Source organism: Paenibacillus sp. P5_B5 (assembly GCF_056400365.1).
The window spans coordinates 263,464-283,743 of the sequence record NZ_JBFULK010000001.1 but is presented as its reverse complement, the minus strand read 5'-3'; the positions used below and the strand labels follow the sequence as shown (position 1 = coordinate 283,743).

Annotated in this window: 21 protein-coding genes and 1 other annotated feature; of the genes, 2 read left to right on the top strand and 19 right to left on the bottom strand. The window is 39.4% G+C overall.

Going from position 1 to position 20,280, the window contains the following annotated elements:
• Positions 1-97: 97 nt before the first annotated feature.
• From AC1DOK_RS01435 to AC1DOK_RS01380, 12 genes are all read right to left on the bottom strand, one after another.
• Entirely contained in the window at positions 98-277 is a 180-nt protein-coding gene (locus AC1DOK_RS01435) for a capping complex subunit for YIEGIA (RefSeq protein ID WP_477552438.1), read from the bottom strand.
• A gap of 6 nt (positions 278-283) precedes the next feature.
• Positions 284-1,189 carry a YIEGIA family protein gene (locus AC1DOK_RS01430; RefSeq protein ID WP_477552437.1) on the bottom strand — a complete coding sequence of 302 codons (906 nt, stop codon included), beginning with the start codon at positions 1,187-1,189 and terminating at the stop codon, positions 284-286.
• Positions 1,186-1,821, bottom strand: coding sequence for a YphA family membrane protein (locus AC1DOK_RS01425; protein ID WP_477552436.1), 636 nt, complete (start codon positions 1,819-1,821; stop codon positions 1,186-1,188). Before AC1DOK_RS01425 ends, AC1DOK_RS01430 begins: the two co-directional genes overlap by 4 nt.
• Before the next feature lie 114 nt (positions 1,822-1,935).
• Positions 1,936-3,003: a type 2 isopentenyl-diphosphate Delta-isomerase gene (fni, locus tag AC1DOK_RS01420; protein WP_477552435.1), complete on the bottom strand. Its 1,068-nt coding sequence runs from the start codon at positions 3,001-3,003 to the stop codon at positions 1,936-1,938.
• Positions 3,004-3,030: 27 nt separating this feature from the next.
• Positions 3,031-4,269 carry a 30S ribosomal protein S1 gene (gene rpsA, locus AC1DOK_RS01415; protein WP_477552434.1) on the bottom strand — a complete coding sequence of 413 codons (1,239 nt, stop codon included), beginning with the start codon at positions 4,267-4,269 and terminating at the stop codon, positions 3,031-3,033.
• A 197-nt stretch (positions 4,270-4,466) separates the two neighbouring features.
• Positions 4,467-5,045 (bottom strand): lysophospholipid acyltransferase family protein, encoded by a 579-nt coding sequence (locus AC1DOK_RS01410; RefSeq protein ID WP_477552433.1) that lies wholly within the window; start codon positions 5,043-5,045, stop codon positions 4,467-4,469.
• A gap of 4 nt (positions 5,046-5,049) precedes the next feature.
• Positions 5,050-5,730, bottom strand: a complete 681-nt coding sequence (gene cmk, locus AC1DOK_RS01405) for a (d)CMP kinase (protein ID WP_477552432.1) — start codon at positions 5,728-5,730, stop codon at positions 5,050-5,052.
• A gap of 457 nt (positions 5,731-6,187) precedes the next feature.
• Complete coding sequence (ypeB, locus tag AC1DOK_RS01400) at positions 6,188-7,537, bottom strand: germination protein YpeB (protein WP_477552431.1); 1,350 nt, start codon at positions 7,535-7,537, stop codon at positions 6,188-6,190.
• Between the two features lie 131 nt (positions 7,538-7,668).
• A complete protein-coding gene (locus tag AC1DOK_RS01395) occupies positions 7,669-7,824 on the bottom strand; it encodes a hypothetical protein (protein ID WP_477552430.1) in 156 nt (51 codons plus the stop codon).
• A gap of 41 nt (positions 7,825-7,865) precedes the next feature.
• A complete protein-coding gene (gene prsW, locus AC1DOK_RS01390; RefSeq protein WP_477552429.1) occupies positions 7,866-8,561 on the bottom strand; it encodes a glutamic-type intramembrane protease PrsW in 696 nt (231 codons plus the stop codon).
• Positions 8,562-8,744: 183 nt separating this feature from the next.
• Positions 8,745-9,350 carry a genetic competence negative regulator gene (locus AC1DOK_RS01385; protein WP_477552428.1) on the bottom strand — a complete coding sequence of 202 codons (606 nt, stop codon included), beginning with the start codon at positions 9,348-9,350 and terminating at the stop codon, positions 8,745-8,747.
• Positions 9,351-9,641: 291 nt separating this feature from the next.
• Positions 9,642-9,968, bottom strand: a complete 327-nt coding sequence (locus AC1DOK_RS01380) for a hypothetical protein (protein ID WP_477552427.1) — start codon at positions 9,966-9,968, stop codon at positions 9,642-9,644.
• Between the two features lie 164 nt (positions 9,969-10,132).
• Between AC1DOK_RS01380 and AC1DOK_RS01375 the strand changes: the two genes are divergently transcribed.
• Entirely contained in the window at positions 10,133-11,011 is an 879-nt protein-coding gene (locus AC1DOK_RS01375) for a polysaccharide deacetylase family protein (protein ID WP_477552426.1), read from the top strand.
• 78 nt (positions 11,012-11,089) lie between these two features.
• Here AC1DOK_RS01375 and AC1DOK_RS01370 read toward each other — a convergent pair whose 3' ends face one another.
• Positions 11,090-11,254, bottom strand: coding sequence for a hypothetical protein (locus AC1DOK_RS01370; protein ID WP_477552425.1), 165 nt, complete (start codon positions 11,252-11,254; stop codon positions 11,090-11,092).
• The gene (locus AC1DOK_RS01365; protein WP_477552424.1) at positions 11,255-11,854 is read right to left on the bottom strand and encodes a lysostaphin resistance A-like protein; all 600 of its coding nucleotides are present in this window, start codon (positions 11,852-11,854) and stop codon (positions 11,255-11,257) included.
• 241 nt (positions 11,855-12,095) lie between these two features.
• Positions 12,096-12,322, top strand: a binding site (T-box leader).
• Positions 12,323-12,389: 67 nt separating this feature from the next.
• On the opposite strand from AC1DOK_RS01365, the gene serA reads away from it, so the two are divergent.
• Entirely contained in the window at positions 12,390-13,973 is a 1,584-nt protein-coding gene (gene serA, locus AC1DOK_RS01360; protein ID WP_477552423.1) for a phosphoglycerate dehydrogenase, read from the top strand.
• A gap of 118 nt (positions 13,974-14,091) precedes the next feature.
• On the opposite strand, the gene AC1DOK_RS01355 is transcribed toward serA, so the two are convergent.
• The 5 genes from AC1DOK_RS01355 to AC1DOK_RS01335 all read right to left on the bottom strand — a co-directional run bounded on the left by AC1DOK_RS01355 (position 14,092) and on the right by AC1DOK_RS01335 (position 20,247).
• A complete protein-coding gene (locus tag AC1DOK_RS01355) occupies positions 14,092-15,954 on the bottom strand; it encodes a HAMP domain-containing sensor histidine kinase (RefSeq protein ID WP_477552422.1) in 1,863 nt (620 codons plus the stop codon).
• Position 15,955: 1 nt separating this feature from the next.
• Positions 15,956-16,669, bottom strand: a complete 714-nt coding sequence (locus AC1DOK_RS01350; protein ID WP_477552421.1) for a response regulator transcription factor — start codon at positions 16,667-16,669, stop codon at positions 15,956-15,958.
• Positions 16,670-16,769: 100 nt separating this feature from the next.
• Complete coding sequence (gene ccsA / locus AC1DOK_RS01345; RefSeq protein WP_477552420.1) at positions 16,770-18,026, bottom strand: cytochrome c biogenesis protein CcsA; 1,257 nt, start codon at positions 18,024-18,026, stop codon at positions 16,770-16,772.
• Positions 18,023-19,702, bottom strand: a complete 1,680-nt coding sequence (resB, locus tag AC1DOK_RS01340; protein ID WP_477552419.1) for a cytochrome c biogenesis protein ResB — start codon at positions 19,700-19,702, stop codon at positions 18,023-18,025. The genes ccsA and resB overlap by 4 nt, the downstream gene beginning before the upstream one ends.
• Positions 19,703-19,713: 11 nt before the next feature.
• Positions 19,714-20,247: a peroxiredoxin family protein gene (locus AC1DOK_RS01335; protein WP_477552418.1), complete on the bottom strand. Its 534-nt coding sequence runs from the start codon at positions 20,245-20,247 to the stop codon at positions 19,714-19,716.
• Positions 20,248-20,280: the final 33 nt, after the last annotated feature.

Below are 20,280 nucleotides of genomic sequence, written 5' to 3'. Positions count from 1 at the left end.
ATTTACCATCATAGCAAAAAACATGCATTTTGGCGAGTTCCAACCATGTTCATTCCAAGTATAATTCATGTCCATTCCATGTAATCATATGGATTGATCAATGTTTGAATAGGATCATGACACCATTTTTTAGATCATGTGCTGTTGAATCCGTTATTTTCTCAAGGAGAAAAGATACCTTTTGCATTTCATCAACATCAGGAACTATAAATGTCGGCGCTCCACCACTAACCTTATCGGGATTCGTTGTTACGACCGCTACAATCGTATTATTCATTGGTTGTTACTCCTTTCCGCCCATGGCAACAGATTCCAGAGGTAATCTCACAGCACTTTCGAGCACCGGTACTCGGTTTATGGCTACCATCGCTCTTTTGACGTCTTTAAATTGTGGGAGTAAAAATACAGCAAGTGTTCCCGAATCTTTATCCAGCTTCGCTAGTGGAACGAGTGATGGTTCTCCTGTATCTCGATAAACACCGAGAATGATAGAACAATCATGAAGAATAGCTTGTCTCTGCCCAATATGTGCAAGGACAGCCCGACTGTTCAGATTCTTCGGTTTAAGTAACAGCCCAAGTCCCTGCTCCCGAATAATTTCCTGCGAGTCCGCAAGGCCTACGTTCATGATATAAATGTCACCTACGTACAAATCAGGTCCTTCCATTCGAACATCAGCGACCTCAACATCAGCAATGTCACTTATGCTCTTTCCCTTCTTATATAGATTAGCCAAAAGAAGTGAAACCGCACCTGATATAACTCCCCACACTGTTCCTCCTAGAATAGTAAACAATGTCGTCATAAAGCTGCTAAAAATTACTAAGTAATTCCGACCCTCAAATGCCATCGCAATCCCTTCTATGTAGCTCATTCCACGAGGTACTAACTCCATTTTATCGAGTTGCAACAAGCTCTGTCTCTCCATATTACGAACGTCCCTAAACTGCTGAGCGGCGAGCGATAGAAAGGTAATCGCTGTGTAGTCCTTATCAAGTAAGGAAGGCACAGCAACAGCTCCTAAACCTGCTGCAATTACGCCAAGTGAGATGTGAATAATTTTGCCATGTGGATACGTCGGGTATTGACGATAATCCGTTCTTAGCATAGATAGTCTAGTTAGTACGCCAAAAAGCACGCCCATAATAATCCCTAAAGTATAAGGTTCCACAAACATCGCTCTTATCATTTCCAACCTCTTTTTCTGAATGTTTCATATCTAAGTGCAAAGCGTTTATATGAAATGATGATCGCTTGCATGAATACTGTAAGCATTCGTACAATAATTATGGCAAGCCACCATTTATCCTGAAAAAGAGAGGAACCAAGAAGAGTTGACAATGAATCTTGATGAAAGTAAGCGTAATAAATATCACCAAATAACAGTCCAATAGACAAGCTTGCAATTTGAGCATTCGATTCGCGTTTTAAGAATAAACAGATGATGCTAAGTATGACCGCTATATCAAGTTCTACATTGAATATTACAAAGATTGGATCAAGCGTATAAAATTCGAGCAGTAAAAAATGTACGGATGCCAATAAAAGCCCTACTAATAGGATATGGATTTTGTTCATCCAGCTGGTTTTCCAAATTAAGATATAAAGACATAATCCACATATAACTACGGCACTTCCATTAATTTGTAGGAAAGGAAAGTAAGTCAGTGGGACCGTTATCTGTGAGCCTGTGATCCAAAAAACAAAAAAAAGAAGTATTTCCTTGTGTGAAGCTTTACTCAGAAATACTTCTTTCCATCCGCTTGATAGTAGTACAATCGTTATGCAGATTAGAAGCAATGAAAGATAACCAGGATTCATTTTCAATCACCTATAGGGGTTAATCATCTGATACAACAAGAAACGGTTTTACCGGGCATTTAAGACGGATGCGCTTCTTCACTTAGATCAGATGGTACCCTTAGTATGAGAAAATCAACAAAAATTACTCATAATTCCCTCTCGATTCGCATATTCATTTATATTTATTCCCCTAGATACACACCATTCAGCTGTTTCTCCAGTAATAACAAGTGGTTTATTCCACAGCTCTTGAATACTTGAAGCACCAAGTGCTGTCATAACCATCGTAAGACCACTATGCAACTCATCTACAAAGTGAAGTAATGATTCTGTCCCTTCGGTCTGTAATACACGCAGGAAAGCCCCTGCCATTCCAGTCAACGATGCTCCAGCTATTAATGCTTTCACAATATCGACCGGATTCTGAATACCACCAGAAGCAATAACTGAACCGCGAGGGAATACCGTAAGCGACTCCAGCAGAGCAATGCTAGTTTTATTTCCCCAATTATTTAACCAATCCACCTGTGCAGGGCGCCTAGCATTCTCAATTGCAGCGAAATTCGTACCACCTGTGCCACCGACATCAATAATGGATACTCCAAGTTTTTTAAGACGAGCAGCACTTTCTCGCATGATACCAAAGCCAACTTCTTTAACGATAACAGGTACTGAAACATTGTCTATGATCGCCGCAATCCGCTCTTCCATCCCAATAAAATTACGATCTCCTTCAGGCATGATCAGCTCCTGCATGACGTTCAAATGAATTTGTAGGGCATTAGCTTCAACCATCTCTATAGCTTGCTTCGCTTGTTCAACCGTAGCTTCACTACCTATATTAGCGAAAATAATACCGTCTGGATTCACTTTCCGAACAATCTGATAGCTAGACGCAACTTGCTTGTCCTTAATCGCAGCCATTTGTGATCCTACAGCCATGGCTAGTTTCTTTTCACGTGCGACTACAGCCAATTCCCGATTAATTGTCTCCGTCTCATCTGACCCACCCGTCATCGCGTTAATTAAAATCGGCGAGCTAAGTTGCAGCTCGCCGATTAATGTATGCAGCTTAATTTGCTGCGATGATGTTTCAGGTAAACAATTATGAACGAGTTTGAGATCATCCAAACCCTGTTGTCCGGATTGACCGAGTCTTAGCGCATGAAGCACATGCTCCATTTTACGTGACGTGCGCATCGACAGGCCTCCTTGAAACGATCATTATTATTTGAATTTAGCTAGCTTATCGCCAAACAGTTCGCCCAAAGTAGTGCTTAATCCTTGGCTGTTTAGGGACACGTTCTCGTTACCAGCGATGTCTTTAGCATGATTGCCTGACTTCTCGCCTCTTGGTTGTCTTTCTCTCTCAGGTTTTGCTTCTTGAGCAGGTGCTTCTTCTGTTTCCTTGATTGACAAGGATACACGTTTTTCAGCTGCACTAAAATCAAGAACCTTAACATTAACTTCTTGACCTTGTTCAAGAACTTCTTGAGGAGTGCTGATGTGACGGTGAGCGATTTGGGAAATGTGTACAAGACCTTCAACGCCTGGAGCGATCTCAACGAAAGCACCAAAAGTTGTAAGACGTTTAACTGTACCAGTCACGATTTCACCAGATTTAAATGATTGTGCTGCTGATTCCCATGGACCATCTTGAGTTGCTTTGATGGAAAGTGAAATTTTATCTTTCTCAGGCTCAACTTTAAGAACTTGTACTTTCACTTGATCGCCTTCTTTAACAATTTCTGAAGGGTGACCTACGTGATTCCAAGCCATTTCGGAAATATGAACAAGACCATCAATACCACCGATATCAATGAATGCACCAAATTGTGTTAAGCGTTGTACTGTTCCTTCTAACACTTGACCAACTTGAACGCCTGCCATAATTTCTTTTTTCTTAACTTCGTACTCTTCATCAAGTACATCTTTTTGAGAAAGAATAACTTTGTTCTTCTCACGATCGATTTCTTTCACGCGAAGACGAAGTGTGCGACCTTTATAGTCGGCAAAATCTTCAACAAAATGGCGTTCAACCATCGAAGCAGGAACAAATCCACGAACTCCGATATCAACAACTAGACCGCCTTTAACCACTTCAGCAACTTGTGCTTCAAGGATTGTTTTGTCTTCAAGCTGTTTATTCAATACTTCCCAAGCATTCTCGCTGTCAATAGCACGTTTGGAAAGTGTTAATTCTTCTTTACCATCATTAATGTTGATTACTTTAACTTGTACTTCTTGGCCAACTTCAACTGCTTGATTAGCAGAATCGATGCCTACTGATGAAAGTTCTTTTAATGGAATAAGGCCATCGTATTTGTAACCAACATCGACAAGCGCTCCACCATCGTCAACTTTAACAATTTTACCGGTGACAATATCACCTTTCTTAAGTACTGTTACTTGCGACATTGCCGCTTCTGCTTCATTCTGAGCTTGCACATTCATTTCTTCTGACATTGCATTAACCCTCCTACAAGTTATGTTTAACTTAAACTTATACTTCATGTTCACGACTAGAGAAAATGTCGGCAGCATAAGCTTAGAAAACAACTATTTTCATATTTATATCGCAATTTGCGAGAAAAAGCACGCCATTATCCGAACTTATGCACGTTTAGTATCAATAATTCTACTTAAATCCATACACACAGTTGTTATTTTCTTAAATGTTCGGAAGTCATAGCGCGAATTACGACCATAATTTTTTCGGTGGCCTTCTCTAAATCCTCAGAAGATCCTCCATCAAATCCAGTTAAATCGACAGGTTTACCATATTTCACAAGTGTTGGACGAAAAATCTTATAAGTACCAATAATTGCTACAGGGATCACAACAGCACCAGACTTTAATGCAAAAGAGGCTGCTCCTTTTTTGCCCATTCCACCAGTGCCACGAGTACCTTCTGGGAAAATACCAAGAATATTACCCTCTCGCAGAATACCTAGTGAATGGCGAATGGATTCCTTGCTGACACCACCCCGTTTAACAGGAAAAGCACCAAGATTACGAAGAATATTGCCAAACAATGCGTTTTTAAACAATTCTTCTTTGGCCATGAAATAAACTCTTCGTTTAAGACGAATTCCTACAGTTGGTGGATCGAGTACAGAAATATGATTTGAACATAAAATCACGGGTCCATCAGTCGGGATATTCTCAATACCTTCGGTACGTAATCGAAAGAATATGGAGTAAATAATATTAATAAGCATTCTAATGAAACGATAGAACATCGCACTAAATCCCCCAACCCAATTTATTTCTGCACATTTCCAGTATATAGTCTACAACCTCATTGATCCCCATATCCGTACTATCAAGCAAACTGGCATCCTCTGCTTTGACAAGCGGTGATAATTCACGCTCTTGATCAAGCTTGTCACGTCTTGAAATGTCTTGCTCTAGTTCGTCAAGTGTCAACTCCGGTTGTGTTTTTTGTAGTTCGCGGAACCTCCGTTCTGCTCGTTGCCTTACACTTGCTGTCAAAAAAACTTTGACCTCTGCTTCAGGCAATACATGAGTACCAATATCACGCCCATCCATTACGACACCTTTTGCATTAGCCATATCTTGTTGCTTATGTACTAGCAGTTCTCTTACCCGGCCGATACTAGCAACATGTGATACTAGATTTGTTACAGCAGGTACGCGAATTTCATTCGTTACATCCTGTCCATCCACAAATACCAATTGCCCATTATCTCCGAGCTTCAATTCGATCTGCAGCATTTCGGCAGTCTGACCGATTTGCTCCGTTTGCTCCGGTAATAGGTTTAGCTGCAAGACTTTCCAAGTAACTGCGCGATACATCGCCCCAGTATCAACATAAATAAATCCTAGGCGTTCAGCAACAAGTCTTGCAATTGTGCTTTTACCAGCTCCTGCGGGTCCATCGATAGCAATGTTAAACGGTTTCAATCTGGCACTCCTCCCACAACAGCCTTACGAATGATAGGTTTCATTAATTATTCTATGAGCAGATATCACTCAAAAAAGCAGGCTATGCCTGCTAACGAAAGCCATTATACCATACTTTAGAGCTTCATGCAAAGGAAGGAACGGCTCATCGATGATACGGATGACCCTCTAACAAATCTACAGAAGTAATAATCATCCTCACTGCTGGTATTTGTAACATAACCTGCGATAGGACGAGGAGAATTGCTAGAGCGATACTTAATCTTAACAAAACACGCTCAACACGATTAAAGAATTTCTTAATTTGCTCCTTATTCAACATAAACACCTGACCTTACGTACCATGAAAGTTGACCCTAGTATTGCCAAATTACTGCTAGGATATCCGCACATATAATAAATCGAGCCATCCCCTCGCTGGTAAGAACCAATTGGGATAGCTCGATATCTTGTGAAATTATTTTTGTGCTGCAACTGCTTGCTCAGGTTCAAGCTTCTCAATTTTCTCTTGTGCACCTGTATCGGCATTAATAAATATGCGGTAGTTCGTATTATCCAGTTGACCAAGGAATTCAAAGCACTGTGTATCTTCTCGTAACTCGTTTTGAATAATCGCAAGGCCTTTGGATTTAATTTGCATTTTTTCATTCAAACTTTTTTGTGCTACATCCATATCTAACGCAGGTTGCTTAAGCTCACGCGCTTTATGATTATAGACATAATCAGTAGCTTGCATTCCAACTACTTCACCATTATCAAGGGCTACCTTGATCATTATCTTCTCCGGATAAATCGTCACATCATTTTGTTTACGAGCAAATGTAATATCTGCGGAATTTCCAGAGGTATCATAAGATATCGGCGTCATATTCTTATAATTGTGCTGACTCAGAAAATGCCCAGCTTTATCAATTGCTTGATTCAGATCACAAGTAGGAGCTCCCACTTCTCTGGAGTTCATAAAGTAATAAGGATAGCCGCCTTTGCGTGTGAAGTCCATCTGACTCGTTCCCGATCCATTGTTCATATTTGCAGTGAACGTCTGGAAGTTAGTTCCTTTTCCATTTTCCGTAATTACAATTGACTGAGGATCAACATTCCAGAAGTGGGCTGCTTTATTCTTAATATCATCAGGACTCATAACCTTGCCTTCAAGAGCTTGACCATCATTCTTACGGAACATATTCGTAACAGATGTGTCCCACTCTACGTCTTTATAACCACTTACTTGTTTATCCATGGCTTGAAACCCATCGACAATCATATTATCATGTGGGCCTTTGTCAGAAGACAAGGCCATCTCGACATCAGACCATTTGAGATTCGTTGACAATGCTTTGGCCTGCATACCACGTAGTTCTTTGGTTAACTGCTCTGAATGTTTATAGAGAGAATTTAGAGTTTGAAGCTCTTTCTCGTCGAGTGGTTTTTTGGAAAAATCACGAATTCCAGCTTGATAAGAGAAATTGGCAACATTGGATAGGAATTGCTCCGTTTTACTAAATTCCATACCAACGAGTGGAAGCTGTGTCACTTCACTTTTGGCTTCGTTGGTTAATTGCCAGATATTAACAAGACCTTTTCGATATGAATCAACCGAAGTAGAGCTCATCGCGAGCGTATTACCTAACTGTGCATTCAGACGATCCATATTATAAGACAAGCTATGGAACGCGCGTTGATATTGGTTTTCCGCCTTGACCATGATTTTATTACGTTTGGTATATTCCGTGTATCCCCAGTACGCCGTAATAATTAGCGCAATAGTCATGACCGGAAATAAGATCATACTAATTCTTCTGTACATAGTGCAGCTTACTCCTTTCGCAAGTAGCGATTGTTTGAAGTTATATTTTGCCTAGCTGCACACATTTATACAACAATCTGTATCAATCAAGGTAAACAAAAAAAGACTGCCTTATGATGGACAGTCTCTTGTTAATCTTCTGTTTCGATTTCTAGATCATGTGAATTTTCGCATACACATTGTTTAAAGCCTGTTTCAATTCGATCTCTGTCTTTTCTGCCTCTTAGAATAAATCTTTCACCACATTGCTTGCAGCGGATTGTAACCTTAACCCGGCCTCTATGCATCCCATCACTCCTATGAGCCTTTACCCACAGTATATACGGAATTATCCTAGCTTAACCTTCTCCTCACGTTGAAAAACCCGAAAAGGTGAGTGCTCATTAGCACGTTCTACCTTCCACATTGTTCTCAGCCACAGGAATATCATGAGCGGAATCATAATCCACATCCAGTATGTGGTTGAAATCATCAAGATGTAATCAAATAGTCCATGCCAAAAAATAGGAATAAATAAAGCTAACATCAGATACATTCGCTTTTTATTCGGTTCGAACTTGGCTTTGCCTAAATAATAGCCCATCATAACTCCAAATAAAGCATGTCCCGATACGGGCAATAAAGCACGAATAAGCAAATTAGAGAATGACATGGAATTAAACAAAGCGTAGAAGATATTCTCGAGTGTAGCAAATCCTAAGCTAATTGAAACCGCATATACAATCCCATCATACGGCTCATCAAATGCTCTGTGTTTAAAAATAATATGGTAAAGCAGAAAAAATTTAAGGAATTCTTCGATTCCACTTGTAATCACAAAAGAAAACACCAGGTCACTTACAATCCCTATGTCTAGCAAGGCAGTTTGTAATACCATTGAAGGAAACACAAGTAGAGCACCAAGTAAAAACACCTTTATTACGAGATGAATGGGTTCTGACTCATAACGATCCTTTAAGTAAAAATATGCTAGCAAAGAGAGCCCCGGCGCAATTGCTGCCATTAAAATCGACAAAACTTGCATCAAAGCTCCCCTTTCAAATATCAATCATGTAGTTCCAATTTTTCATTGTTATGCACATTATAAACATTATCAAATTTATTTACCATTAATTCTTGAGAAATTTCTCTTGTTTGGATTGAATTAACAACATAAATGAAGCATCATCCGAAATATATTCGAGACGATGCTTATTTTATATTTACTCTAGAAATAATGACAGAGTTGTTTGACAGCATCAGATTTCATTACCGTGTGTCCATACTCTTGTATGACTGCCTGCGTAATCGAACTGGCTTCTCCAAATTCGGATAAGATGGCAATTAACGTTTGGTACTGTTGTTCTTCCAATTCCATATGATCAAATTGTAGAATCCATTTTTCTTTATATTTATATAAAGCTCCACCTTCTTCGATCATCGGGAGGATTATCTTGGATACTCGAACTACATCTTCAAAATCCTTGAATACATAAGTGATGATATCACTTTGCTCCAGCATAACTTCCATCGCGTAAACTTCCTCAGCTTCACTATCATCTAATAGATCATCGTGAGAATGATAGAATCCAACGGTTGATGAAGTTACAATCACAACCATTCCTTGTGCTGGCATGGAGAATACCTCTACAGCAAGTGGACCTGAAGGATCAAATCCAAGTTCTGAATACGCCTGGTCCATCATTTCTATAAACAGCTCACGGAGCTTATATGTCTCATTTAGCATATCATCCTTCGGAATCCCACGCTCCGACAAATCGTCGAAAGTAAGGAAAATCCGAATCTTATCCTGACTCAAACGCTCCATCTTCATGATAGGATCTTCCCCCTTTGTATAACCTTTAGAAACGCCGCATGTCGCTTGTAGTTAAGCAAGCTACTATTGTCCTATAAGGATGATTAAAACTTTCCAGCTTATTTCCTTAATATTAAATTATGAATTCATTAAAAAAAGGTGTGTACGCAGGTCTCGCCACATTTAAAATAATCAATTCTTTTTATAATGTTATCATGATTCTATAATGAATGCACGCAAAAAAACACAGTTCTCATAAGGTTATGAGCTGCGTTTTTTGCTTATTTTAGCTTATATTCTTCTTATTGATCAATGTTGAGAAGGATTTGTTGCAGCGGTTTTAGGAGCATGTTCATCTTGATTAATGATATCCAAAATGGTTTGCTTCAGTTGTGAATCTTGTTTAATCAATTGCTTGAATTTTTTGAGTCCATCAAGATCGATTTGTGAACTATCTGCTGATGAATGATTTGAATTTGAGCTTTGACCGGATCTTGAAGACGTTGCATCACCGGATTTCATTTCACTCATCGACGATCTCACTACAGACATCAACCTTGACGACATTCTTGAATTCAACGTGTATACTACTGCAGCACCTAACATTCCTCCAGCAATAAATGAGCCTAATCGCATGTATAGTATTCCTCCGTTCAAACTTTATCAAATTCTCTAGACTAGCTTGCTTCGAAATCCATTCATCAATTCACTCGAAACAGAGGAAATTTAAGGATTTACAGTAGCTTAATTATGTTACAATATACTGACAACTTTCATATAGTATAGGAGTTTGAACGACCATGAATAATAACAAACAAATTATGATTGCAGCAGCATTGATATTTCTGTTGACTGCCTGCAAACAAAACTCAGCTCAAGAATCAACACCTGATCCTCAAGCTGTAGTTACAGTATCCCCAAACGCTGTGTCATCAATAACGCCATCTCCAGTGCCTTCATCGGTGCCTTCATCAATTCCTTTAACTGAACCATCGCCAACAATAACGACTACACCTACTGAAAAAGCTATTTCTATAGCCAAAACGTATCACATGAACAAGGTGTATGATATTGTTCCGAATGACCCAGAAGGTAACAAGAAAGTGGTTCTTCTAACTTTCGATGATGGCCCGAAAGATCAAAAAATGATTGAAAGCTTGATTACTACACTGGAAAAGCATCAAGCAAAAGCGATTTTTTTCATGAATGGCTACAGAATAAAACAACATCCCGAACTTTTAACGTATATACATGAGCAAGGACAAGTACTTGGTAATCATTCCTGGGATCATATCTCACTAAAGTCCGAAAGTGCAGATAAAGTTGCTCAGCAAATGGATGATGTTCAAACGATCGTCAAAGAAATAACAGGTGAAGAGCCCCAATTTTTTCGACCTCCATTCGGTTCTGGCGGCGATGTAGTTAAAGATGCGGCCAAACAGCGCGGTATGTTATTCATGACCTGGTCAAATGGTTCTCTAGACTGGGAAATGTCAACTAAAAAAAATGATCCCAATAAAGTTATTGATAATGTGATGAAACAGCTTCATCCTGGCTCAAATATACTCATGCATGAACTGCAATGGACCGTAGATGCGCTTGATAAACTATTAACTGAGCTAGAGGAGAAGGGATATAGTTTTGTGGACCCGCAATCAATTGAGCTTGAAATGAGATAAATGATAAAATAAGGAGCATTTCTAAGCGCTACTTGCACTAAGAAATGCTCCTTTAGTTTAACAAGATTTGACTAACTACTACTCCGTAAAGAATACACCCCAAACACCAAGACCAATCACAAGTAAGATAAGTAATATAAGCAGGATTCGATAGAAAACGATTGTCCATTTCCCTTTTTCTCTTTTATGTACTTGCTTTCTTGATGGTAAAAAGTAAATGTCCTTGTCTTCCTCTTCTTGCATTCACGAATCCTCCTTACTGTATTTAATAATACAGCCCATAATAAGATCGATAACAAAATGTGCTATTATGGGTACCCATAAAGTGCCTGTAAATTCATACATTAACCCAAGTCCATACGAAATACTAAACACTAGGCCAGTCATAAGCCAGTGTTGTAAGTAACGAACATGAATTAGGGCAAAAATAATACTTGTCCAGTATGGACCTATTGCTCCTCCTATTGCCCCACGAAACAATACTTCTTCGCAGATGGAAACAATGAAACAGATCAACACAATATGCCAGAGGGGTCTAGCGGCGAACAATCTTTTATTCATGCCACCATCATCCGTCATTTCCTCAGGTACAAACCTAGAAATCGCAAGATCAACGACAATAACTAAACCAGCGAAGCCAGCCCCGTATAGCGCGATTGTAGGAAGCCCCTGTTTAATAGAAAACATAGAGGATAAATCTGGATTTTGGAAAAACAGAATAACAACACCAATCAAAAGCGTGATAAACTGAGTGAGATATAAATTAAGTATAAGCGTTCGATCATCTATATCTGCTAATGAAATTTGCTTCAGTTTAAATCTACTAAAATCAGGTTTTTTCATTGAGCACCTACTAGTCTCAAATCATGTTCAATTTGCGACTTTTCCCCTATATTATTAATATACTTATCATAACATGGAATAGGCTTAACAATAAATTTTTAAAAAAATGATATAATTTAAGCTCAACTCACCATTCTGTGCTTTTTAATATTCTTTTTTGAATTGTGACATTCTTGTGATTATTTACTTCCAATCTTGACACTCTTCAAAACCTCATGTTACATTGGATGAAAATATTTTCGTTAAAGCGTTGATGGAGAAATGCGTTAGTGTAGCATCCAGAGAGTCGATGGTTGGTGAGAATCGACAGCAAAACTTACGTAAAGCACTCCAGAGCATTGTTTTGAAAGCTGAACAAGCAAGTAGAAGCAATCGGCAGGAATCCGTTATCATTCCTCATGAGGCTATGAGTGTAACTACTTATAGCGAAGTAGGGTGGCACCACGATCAGAAGCTTTCGTCCCTTTCATACGGAATACGTATGGGGGTTGGAAGCTTTTTTTGCATATATCGAATAGAGAATAGGAGTGTTCATATGTTTAAAGTACTAGTGTCGGATCCGATTAGTGATCAAGGAATTCAATTGTTGTATGATGCAAGTGATGTCGAGGTAGTTAAACAATCTGGCTTATCCGAGGATGAGCTCGTTGCAATTATTGGTGAATTTGATGCCCTACTCGTTCGTTCACAAACACGTGTAACTGAGAAAATTATGGATGCAGCTACCCGTCTTAAAGTAATCGGTCGTGCAGGTGTTGGAGTTGATAATATCGACTTAGAAGCTGCGACAAAACGCGGTATCGTAGTCATTAATGCTCCTGATGGTAATACCATCGCTACTTGTGAGCATACATTTGCCATGATGATGTCCGTTGCACGTTCCATCCCTCAAGCTTACAAAAAAACTGTGGACGGAGTATGGGATCGCAAAACTTTCGTTGGTGTTGAGTTACGCAATAAAACGCTTGGTATTGTCGGTATGGGACGTATTGGTACTGAGGTTGCTAAACGTGCCAAAGTATTTGGAATGGAAGTTATCGGTTACGATCCTTTCTTAACTGAGGAACGTGCAGAGAAGATTGGCGTTCAATTGATGACTGTAAATGAAATTGCTGCTAGAGCTGATTTCATTACTGTTCACACGCCATTAACTAAAGAAACTAGACATATCATTGGTCCTGACCAATTCGCATTAATGAAGCCTGGTATTCGGATTATTAACTGTGCACGCGGTGGAATCATTGATGAGCTTGCACTTGTAGAAGCAGTGAACCAAGGTATCGTTGCAGGAGCTGCATTTGACGTATTTACACAAGAGCCACCTGAAGCAGATCACCCTTTTCTAAACAATCCCAAAATTATTGTAACGCCGCATCTTGGTGCTTCGACAATTGAAGCGCAAGAAAATGTAGCAATAGACGTATCGGATGAAGTGCTGCATATCCTTCGTGATGAGCCATTTAAGAATGCAGTTAACATGCCTTCAGTACCTGCAAGTGTACTAAGTAAAGTTCAACCATACTTTGATCTTGGTGAGAAGATTGGACGTATTCTTGGTCAGATTACACAAGGTGCAGTTCAAGAAATCGTTATCGGCTATTCAAGCAGCTTAATTGATGTCGATACTTCGCCAATCACGCGTCATATCGTTAAAGGTGTATTAACAGATCGTCTTGAAGGTGTTAATATCGTGAACGCGATGCATCTTGCTAACACACGTGAGGTTAATATTGTTGTACAGAAATCTTCTACTCAAACTGCCTTTACGAATTTAATCACTGTTACACTTAAAACAAAGCAAGAAACCAAAAAACTCGCTGGAACACTAGTTGCGGAATATGGGCAACGTATTGTCCGTATTGATGGATATTCCGTTGATTTTGCTCCACAAGGGAATGTACTTCTTGTATCACATAATGATAAACCAGGTATGATCGGCCGCGTTGGTACGCTTCTTGGTAATAAAGATATTAACATCGCAACTATGCATGTCGGCCGTCAAATGATTGGTGGAGCCGCAATCATGGTGCTTACAATTGATAAGTCTGCTGACATAGACGTTGTCACTGAGCTAGAGAAACTAGCAGAAATTGTCGCTGTTCGCGAGCTATCCCTATAACTGTTTCACGAGCAACAAGATTTGTGTATAGGCTTCAACAAATAAAGGCGCAAACCGCTTTCATTAGTGGTTCGCGCCTTTATTATTTTGTCGAGCTTACGCACTTGATTGTATGACATTAATCAGTATTCGTATATTCCGGCAAGAAAATGGTGAACTTGGTACCTACACCAACTGTACTAGTCACATCTACGTTACCATTATGTGCTTCGATGATATTTTTAACAATTGCGAGTCCGAGACCAGTACCACCACCAGTAGATTTCCGTGTACGCGCTTTATCGGCTTTATAGAAGCGTTCAAAGACATATGGGAGATCCTCAGCGGGAATACCATCACCTTCATCACTAATTTCAATGAGTACGCCATCCATTCCATCCAGATGAGCTTTGCTTGCTCTCAGGTAAATACTAGAACCAGCATGAGTATGGCGAAGCGCATTATCGAATAAATTGGTTAGTACTTGCTCGAGTCGATCTTCATCGGCATGATGTAGCATTAGCTTTCCTTCAGAAACCTGACATTCAATCGAGATTCCTTGATCCTTGGATGATACAGAGAACTTTCTTTGAATACGCTTGAGCAAGCTGTTCAAATCCATCTCTCGATAGTACATCTGAAGATGCCCTGCTTCCATCCTCGCTAAATCAAGTAAATCACGTACGAGCCTTCCCATACGAAGCGACTCATCATAAATAACCTGAACTAGTTCCTTGCGCTCCTCTGGCGTGCCAGCGATATCATCGATCAAAGCTTCACTATAGCCCTGTAGCATTGACAAAGGCGTTCGAAGCTCGTGAGATACATTCGCCACAAAATCTTTACGAAGCTTATCTAGACGAAACTCTTCTGTTACATTCCGAAGTACGGCAACCGCTCCACGAACACCATCTCTTGCATAGAGTGGTGTCATGACAACTGACCATACATCACTTCGAACATGAATATTGCTTTGAATTTCCGTAGCATTCGTTAAAACTTCTTTAAACAAAGGTTGTAAGGGTTCAGGGATTTGTTCAAACTCATGCTTCCTGATTGCTGCATTCACATCTTGTGGCTGATCAGACCAATTACTAATACTACTCCATTCACGCAAAATCTTATTACCCTGTGGATTCGTAAGGATGATATTACCCTCCGCATCAAAGGTCATCACAACATCTGTCATCGAACGTAGAACGGATGCAAGATGTTCTTTCTCATGACTATGAGCGTTGATCGTCTCTTCCAATTCGCTAGCCATGCGATTAAAGGTAATAGCTAAATCACCGATTTCATCTGACGAGTCAATAGGTACACGAATACTTAATTCACCCATCGAAATCAGACCAGCTGCTTTCTTGAGACGTAGTAATGGTTGCGTGATTTTATAGAATAGGAAAAAAGCAAAAACTGTCGTCATCAATAACCCACATAAGGCTACATATACAAACATTCGGATAACATAAGAACTAGTCGTACTGTGTGAATTCAGTGGTTGATATAAAATGGCTACCTTATCAACTTCTTCAACTAAATTATTGATAGATTTCACAGGCACAGCGACAGCAGCATATTCGTTATGTGGACTGACTTTATTCGATTTCTGGATAATGGTACTATTATCGATTATTTGCCCTGCAAAAACTTGTTCAATCTCTGCATTCGTGAAAAAATCTATTGCACGATATAAAGTTGGTTTCTTATCCGTTTTTGGATAATTCGACTCTGATAATTGTTTGGTCAAAATAATCATATGGGCATCATGAAATCCAAGTAATTCATTCGTAAGCTGATTAAACATTGCATCATTCGTATTAGTTGTTGACAAAGTGGAGACGCGTTCAGCTAGCTTCGTCAGTGAAATCACCTGATCCTTGGATTCCGAGAAATAATTCTCCACATAAGGGATCATGAATGAACCTAACAAAATCATGACAACCGCTACTAACCCGATGATCGTCATCCATAGTTTACCAACAATGCTTTTGAAAATGAACACTTTATTTAGGCACCTCTAGCTTGTAGCCAACGCCCCAAACTGTCGTAATCATTGCTGCCGCATCAACAGATACTTTGTTAAGCTTCTCACGCAAACGCTTAACATGTGTATCCACTGTTCTTAAATCACCAAAAAACTCATAGTTCCATACGTCTTTAAGCAATTCCTCACGAGAGAAAACCTTATCAGGTGATACAGCCAAGAAATGAAGCAGCTCATATTCTTTAGGAGTAAGTGCAACTTCTTGTCCATCTGCTGAAACCCTGTGCGCGTCATGCTCAATAACGAGATGTGGGAAAACAATATTGTTACTCGAATACGTATCTTTAGATAAGAAAGCAGTTGCTGAAGAACGACGTAGAATAGCCTTAACCCGATAAATCACTTCACGTGGTGAGAAAGGTTTCACTACATAATCGTCTGCACCCGCTTCAAAGCCCTGAACACGATTCGTTTCTTCGCCCTTAGCTGTTAACATAATAACAGGCGTAGATTTAACTTGTCTTAGCTTTGCACATACTTCCACACCATCGATCCCTGGAAGCATAACATCCAGTAAAACAAGATCATAATTCGTCTGAGATGCTTTCTCTAGTGCACTTTCACCATCTTCAGCTTCATCAATTTCGTAGCCCTCTTTTTCTAGATACATTCTTAGAAGGCGGCGAATTCTTTCCTCATCGTCAACAACTAGAATACTAGACTTCATTTCCATAGAAAACACAATCCTTTCCTGTATCGATCGACAAGAAGTAACCATATTTCCCGTCTCTTAAGACGGGTGGATTCCTTGAATTAACTTCTATTTCATTTCATTAAACTCCTGCATAGGAATGTAAGCCAGCAATGACTAGATTCACACCTATCAATGTAAACATAACAACTAAGAAGCCAATAACCGCTAGCCATGCTGATTTCTTACCAACCCAGCCTCTTGAGAGACGAAGATGTAATAATACCGCATAGAACAACCACGTGATGAGTGCCCATACTTCTTTGGGATCCCATCCCCAGAATCGTCCCCATGCTTCCTGGGCCCATATCATAGCGAAAATTAGAGCGCCTAGTGTAAAAATAGGATAGCCGATTGCAATCCCTCGATACGAAATTTCATCTAGATCTTCAGGATCTACACCCTTCACAATTGGAGCGATTGCTGCCCCAAGCGGTTTACGAGTAATTAATCTCAATAGACCGTATACCAATAAACCTACAAATGCTGACCAAATAACTGTATTGAGCTTTCTAGCAGCAGAAGCACCTTTTAACCAAGAAGGGGATTCGAACAAAGGTTCTTTCATCCCTAGAAATGAATCCATTTCTACTACTTGCGAGTTACTAGGTGAAACGATAGGTGGTAATACATAAACACTTTCTTCAAGTTGTGCTTTGCCACTAACCATCTTCTCCGTTGTAAATGTAGCATTATAACCTGCTGCGTTAAAAGAGAAAATCAATACGATAAATGAGACTAATGCAACAATCGTAAATAATGAGAACTCAACACCAAAGCGTTCACGGCGATCATTCTTGGACGTTCCCGTGAAGTTAACCATACGAATCAAATACATTAAACCTGCTGCAAACCCAACTGCAAAAAATGCTTCTCCAAGTGCAGCCGTCGTAACGTGAATGCTGAGCCAGTAACTTTTGAGTGATGGAACAAGTGGCTGAATATCAGCAGGGAATACAGAAGCATAGGCAATGATAATAAATCCGACTGGCATTGCAAAAATACCAAATACAGGTGTTCTGTAAATTAAATATACTACAAGAAAGGCTAATATGACCATCATTCCAAAAAATGTTAAGAATTCAAACAGATTGCTAGTTGGAATATGTCCCGATTCTATCCAGCGTGTAATGAAATAAACGATCTGACATATAAACCCGATAACTGCTGTAAAATAACCCACCCAACCAAATCGTTTCATATGTCTTGCGGCAGACTCATCAGTACTATCGCGATTCCACCTTTTACCTAATATCGCTAGAACGAAAATAATGAACCCAATTAAATAAACAAAAAATGCAATTAATAAAGCTGATGAACTGAGTGAATTTAAACTCACGACTTATGGCCTCCATTATCTAGCGATTTTACTGTAATTATCTCTTCAGATTGATCCATAGATTTGTTTAAAGCATCTGCGATTTCTCTACGGAAACCAAACCAATTCTTATTCGTATAGGCACCGAGTGAAATAATCCGTTCATCAACTCGCAGCCAAACTCTTCTATGTTGCCAATAGAAGCCCATAATTAGTCCAATCATCGCAATTGCAGAACCAGTCCAAATAATCGGCATTGCTGAATCTACTCGTATATTTAATATGGTTGTATATTCTGCGAACTTTACATCTTCCATAGAATCAACAACAAGCTCGATTTTACTAGACATTGCACCGTTTATATCATCTTGCCTGAATTTGACCTTATCGATTTGTTTAGGAAAGTATAAATATATCTCTCCCTCTGGCTTAAGATTAGGACCTTTGATTAAGAAAATGAAAGCAGGAGCATTAGGAACATTAGAAAGCGTTGTCGGTACCCCTTGTGAATTCAATCCAAAATCAGGATAATAATCTCTTAAAAAGATCGTATAATCGCCTACTTTAATTTGTTCAGGTGGATTTAGCATCGGTAATTCAAATGTACCAATCTCATTGCCAGTCGCTTTATCAACAAGCTTCGGCTTCACAGTAACAAGTTGAAGCGTCGGTTCATAATTGTACTGATATGCTTGAAATCCTTTATAGGATAGTGCATCATTCACTCGAATATCATGTTTAGTTACCTCTTTCAAGACGGGTGTTGCACCTGGCTCATTACACTGTGCAGTACACTCGTAGAGGACGGCTTTGGTTTCGTACTGTTTAGGCATCGTCTTACCCTTAGCGCGGAACTCAACACTAACTTCATTCTCATCATAAACTTCTATTGTAAAATCTTTATTTTCAATATAATAATTCGTATTTGGTACTTGGACGATGCTGCCTTCCATGATGCTCACATATTGATCCATATGCCAACCTGGAATTGATCTAGCCAAGGTTCCTAATAAGAAAAGAATTAATCCGATATGTAGAACATAAGGCCCCCAACGTGAAAAACGGTTTTTCTCAGCAAGAAGTGCAGTTCCATCACGGTGAATCCGGTAATGCTTCTTTCCAAGTGCTTTTCCGATCGCCTCTGTCCACTCTTCATCCGTCATATTGTTCGGAACATTCCCAGTATATGAAACTTTCTGTCTTAGAAGAAAACTAAGATGCTTTCGAATATTTTGCCTCGATAAAGCGCGATAAAGTGGTAATACACGATCTAATGAACATATGACTAGTGAAACACCAATCATGAACAGTAACGTCATAAACCACCAAGAACTAAATGTATGTGATAAGCCAGTGAAATAATAAATGGATCCAAACATACCATAAGTCTCACTATAGTATTGTTTGGGATCTATATTCACTAGAATGCTTTCCTGAGGTAATATTGTACCAAGTCCAGCTCCGATTAGCGTGAAAATAATAATATAAACGGCGATTTTTACTGAAGAGAAGAAACGCCACACTCTATCAATTAGATTCGGATCTTGCTTCTGAGAACGACGGGCGATCCCATCGTATCGCATTTCAAGTAAGGCCGTACTATCTTCATCGTCAAACAGCGGTTTACCACAGTATTCACACAATACTGTACCGACAGGATTCTGATGCCCACACTCACATTTGGTATTCTCTATCATCCTGCACCTTCCTACCTCTCATTAACGATCCGTGAAAGCGTCTGTTCAATATACTGCTCTTTCATTTCACCAATAAAAATTTCTTTAATAATTCCATCCGCGCCAATAAATACGGTCGTCGGATATTCCCTAACGCCGTACATTTTGCGGACCACTTCCTTATCATCATGAAGAGAAGGAAAGCGAATCTTATATTGTTCTACAAAACGCTGAGCAGTGATCCGGCTACTATCCTCATTGATGCCGTAAACCACTACATTCTCTGATTGCCATTTATCAAATTGTCGCTGGATTGCAGGCATCTCATCTTTGCAATAGGTACAGAATGTCCCCCAGAAATTAAGCATGATTACTTTGTCTCGAGAAATGTCAGAGAAACTCGCTTTGTTCCCATCTAACCCAAGCAAGGTAAACTCAGGCGCATTAGAACCAACCTTAGGAATTTCTGGTTCTTTGGTTGACAGGTTTGTTATTACCGTAAAAGCACCTATGATTAATATCACGATGAATAAAATAATTTGTACTAACCTTTTATGTTTGCCCATGATAAAACCCCTTTACACAAGTAGCTTTATCTC

What these genes read in the sequence shown, in the direction of transcription:
- prsW (WP_477552429.1), bottom strand. Translation starts at nt 8,561, where the DNA reads ATGCAAGTTTTGTCGATTTTAATGGCAGCAATTGCGCCGGGGCTCTCT.
- AC1DOK_RS01435 (WP_477552438.1), bottom strand. Translation starts at nt 277, where the DNA reads ATGAATAATACGATTGTAGCGGTCGTAACAACGAATCCCGATAAGGTT.
- ypeB (WP_477552431.1), bottom strand. Translation starts at nt 7,537, where the DNA reads ATGTACAGAAGAATTAGTATGATCTTATTTCCGGTCATGACTATTGCG.
- AC1DOK_RS01395 (WP_477552430.1), bottom strand. Translation starts at nt 7,824, where the DNA reads ATGCATAGAGGCCGGGTTAAGGTTACAATCCGCTGCAAGCAATGTGGT.
- AC1DOK_RS01380 (WP_477552427.1), bottom strand. Translation starts at nt 9,968, where the DNA reads ATGCGATTAGGCTCATTTATTGCTGGAGGAATGTTAGGTGCTGCAGTA.
- AC1DOK_RS01385 (WP_477552428.1), bottom strand. Translation starts at nt 9,350, where the DNA reads ATGAAGATGGAGCGTTTGAGTCAGGATAAGATTCGGATTTTCCTTACT.
- AC1DOK_RS01335 (WP_477552418.1), bottom strand. Translation starts at nt 20,247, where the DNA reads ATGGGCAAACATAAAAGGTTAGTACAAATTATTTTATTCATCGTGATA.
- AC1DOK_RS01375 (WP_477552426.1), top strand. Translation starts at nt 10,133, where the DNA reads ATGAATAATAACAAACAAATTATGATTGCAGCAGCATTGATATTTCTG.
- rpsA (WP_477552434.1), bottom strand. Translation starts at nt 4,269, where the DNA reads ATGTCAGAAGAAATGAATGTGCAAGCTCAGAATGAAGCAGAAGCGGCA.
- AC1DOK_RS01430 (WP_477552437.1), bottom strand. Translation starts at nt 1,189, where the DNA reads ATGATAAGAGCGATGTTTGTGGAACCTTATACTTTAGGGATTATTATG.
- AC1DOK_RS01370 (WP_477552425.1), bottom strand. Translation starts at nt 11,254, where the DNA reads ATGCAAGAAGAGGAAGACAAGGACATTTACTTTTTACCATCAAGAAAG.
- AC1DOK_RS01410 (WP_477552433.1), bottom strand. Translation starts at nt 5,045, where the DNA reads ATGTTCTATCGTTTCATTAGAATGCTTATTAATATTATTTACTCCATA.
- AC1DOK_RS01365 (WP_477552424.1), bottom strand. Translation starts at nt 11,854, where the DNA reads ATGAAAAAACCTGATTTTAGTAGATTTAAACTGAAGCAAATTTCATTA.
- serA (WP_477552423.1), top strand. Translation starts at nt 12,390, where the DNA reads ATGTTTAAAGTACTAGTGTCGGATCCGATTAGTGATCAAGGAATTCAA.
- AC1DOK_RS01425 (WP_477552436.1), bottom strand. Translation starts at nt 1,821, where the DNA reads ATGAATCCTGGTTATCTTTCATTGCTTCTAATCTGCATAACGATTGTA.
- fni (WP_477552435.1), bottom strand. Translation starts at nt 3,003, where the DNA reads ATGCGCACGTCACGTAAAATGGAGCATGTGCTTCATGCGCTAAGACTC.
- resB (WP_477552419.1), bottom strand. Translation starts at nt 19,702, where the DNA reads ATGATAGAGAATACCAAATGTGAGTGTGGGCATCAGAATCCTGTCGGT.
- AC1DOK_RS01350 (WP_477552421.1), bottom strand. Translation starts at nt 16,669, where the DNA reads ATGGAAATGAAGTCTAGTATTCTAGTTGTTGACGATGAGGAAAGAATT.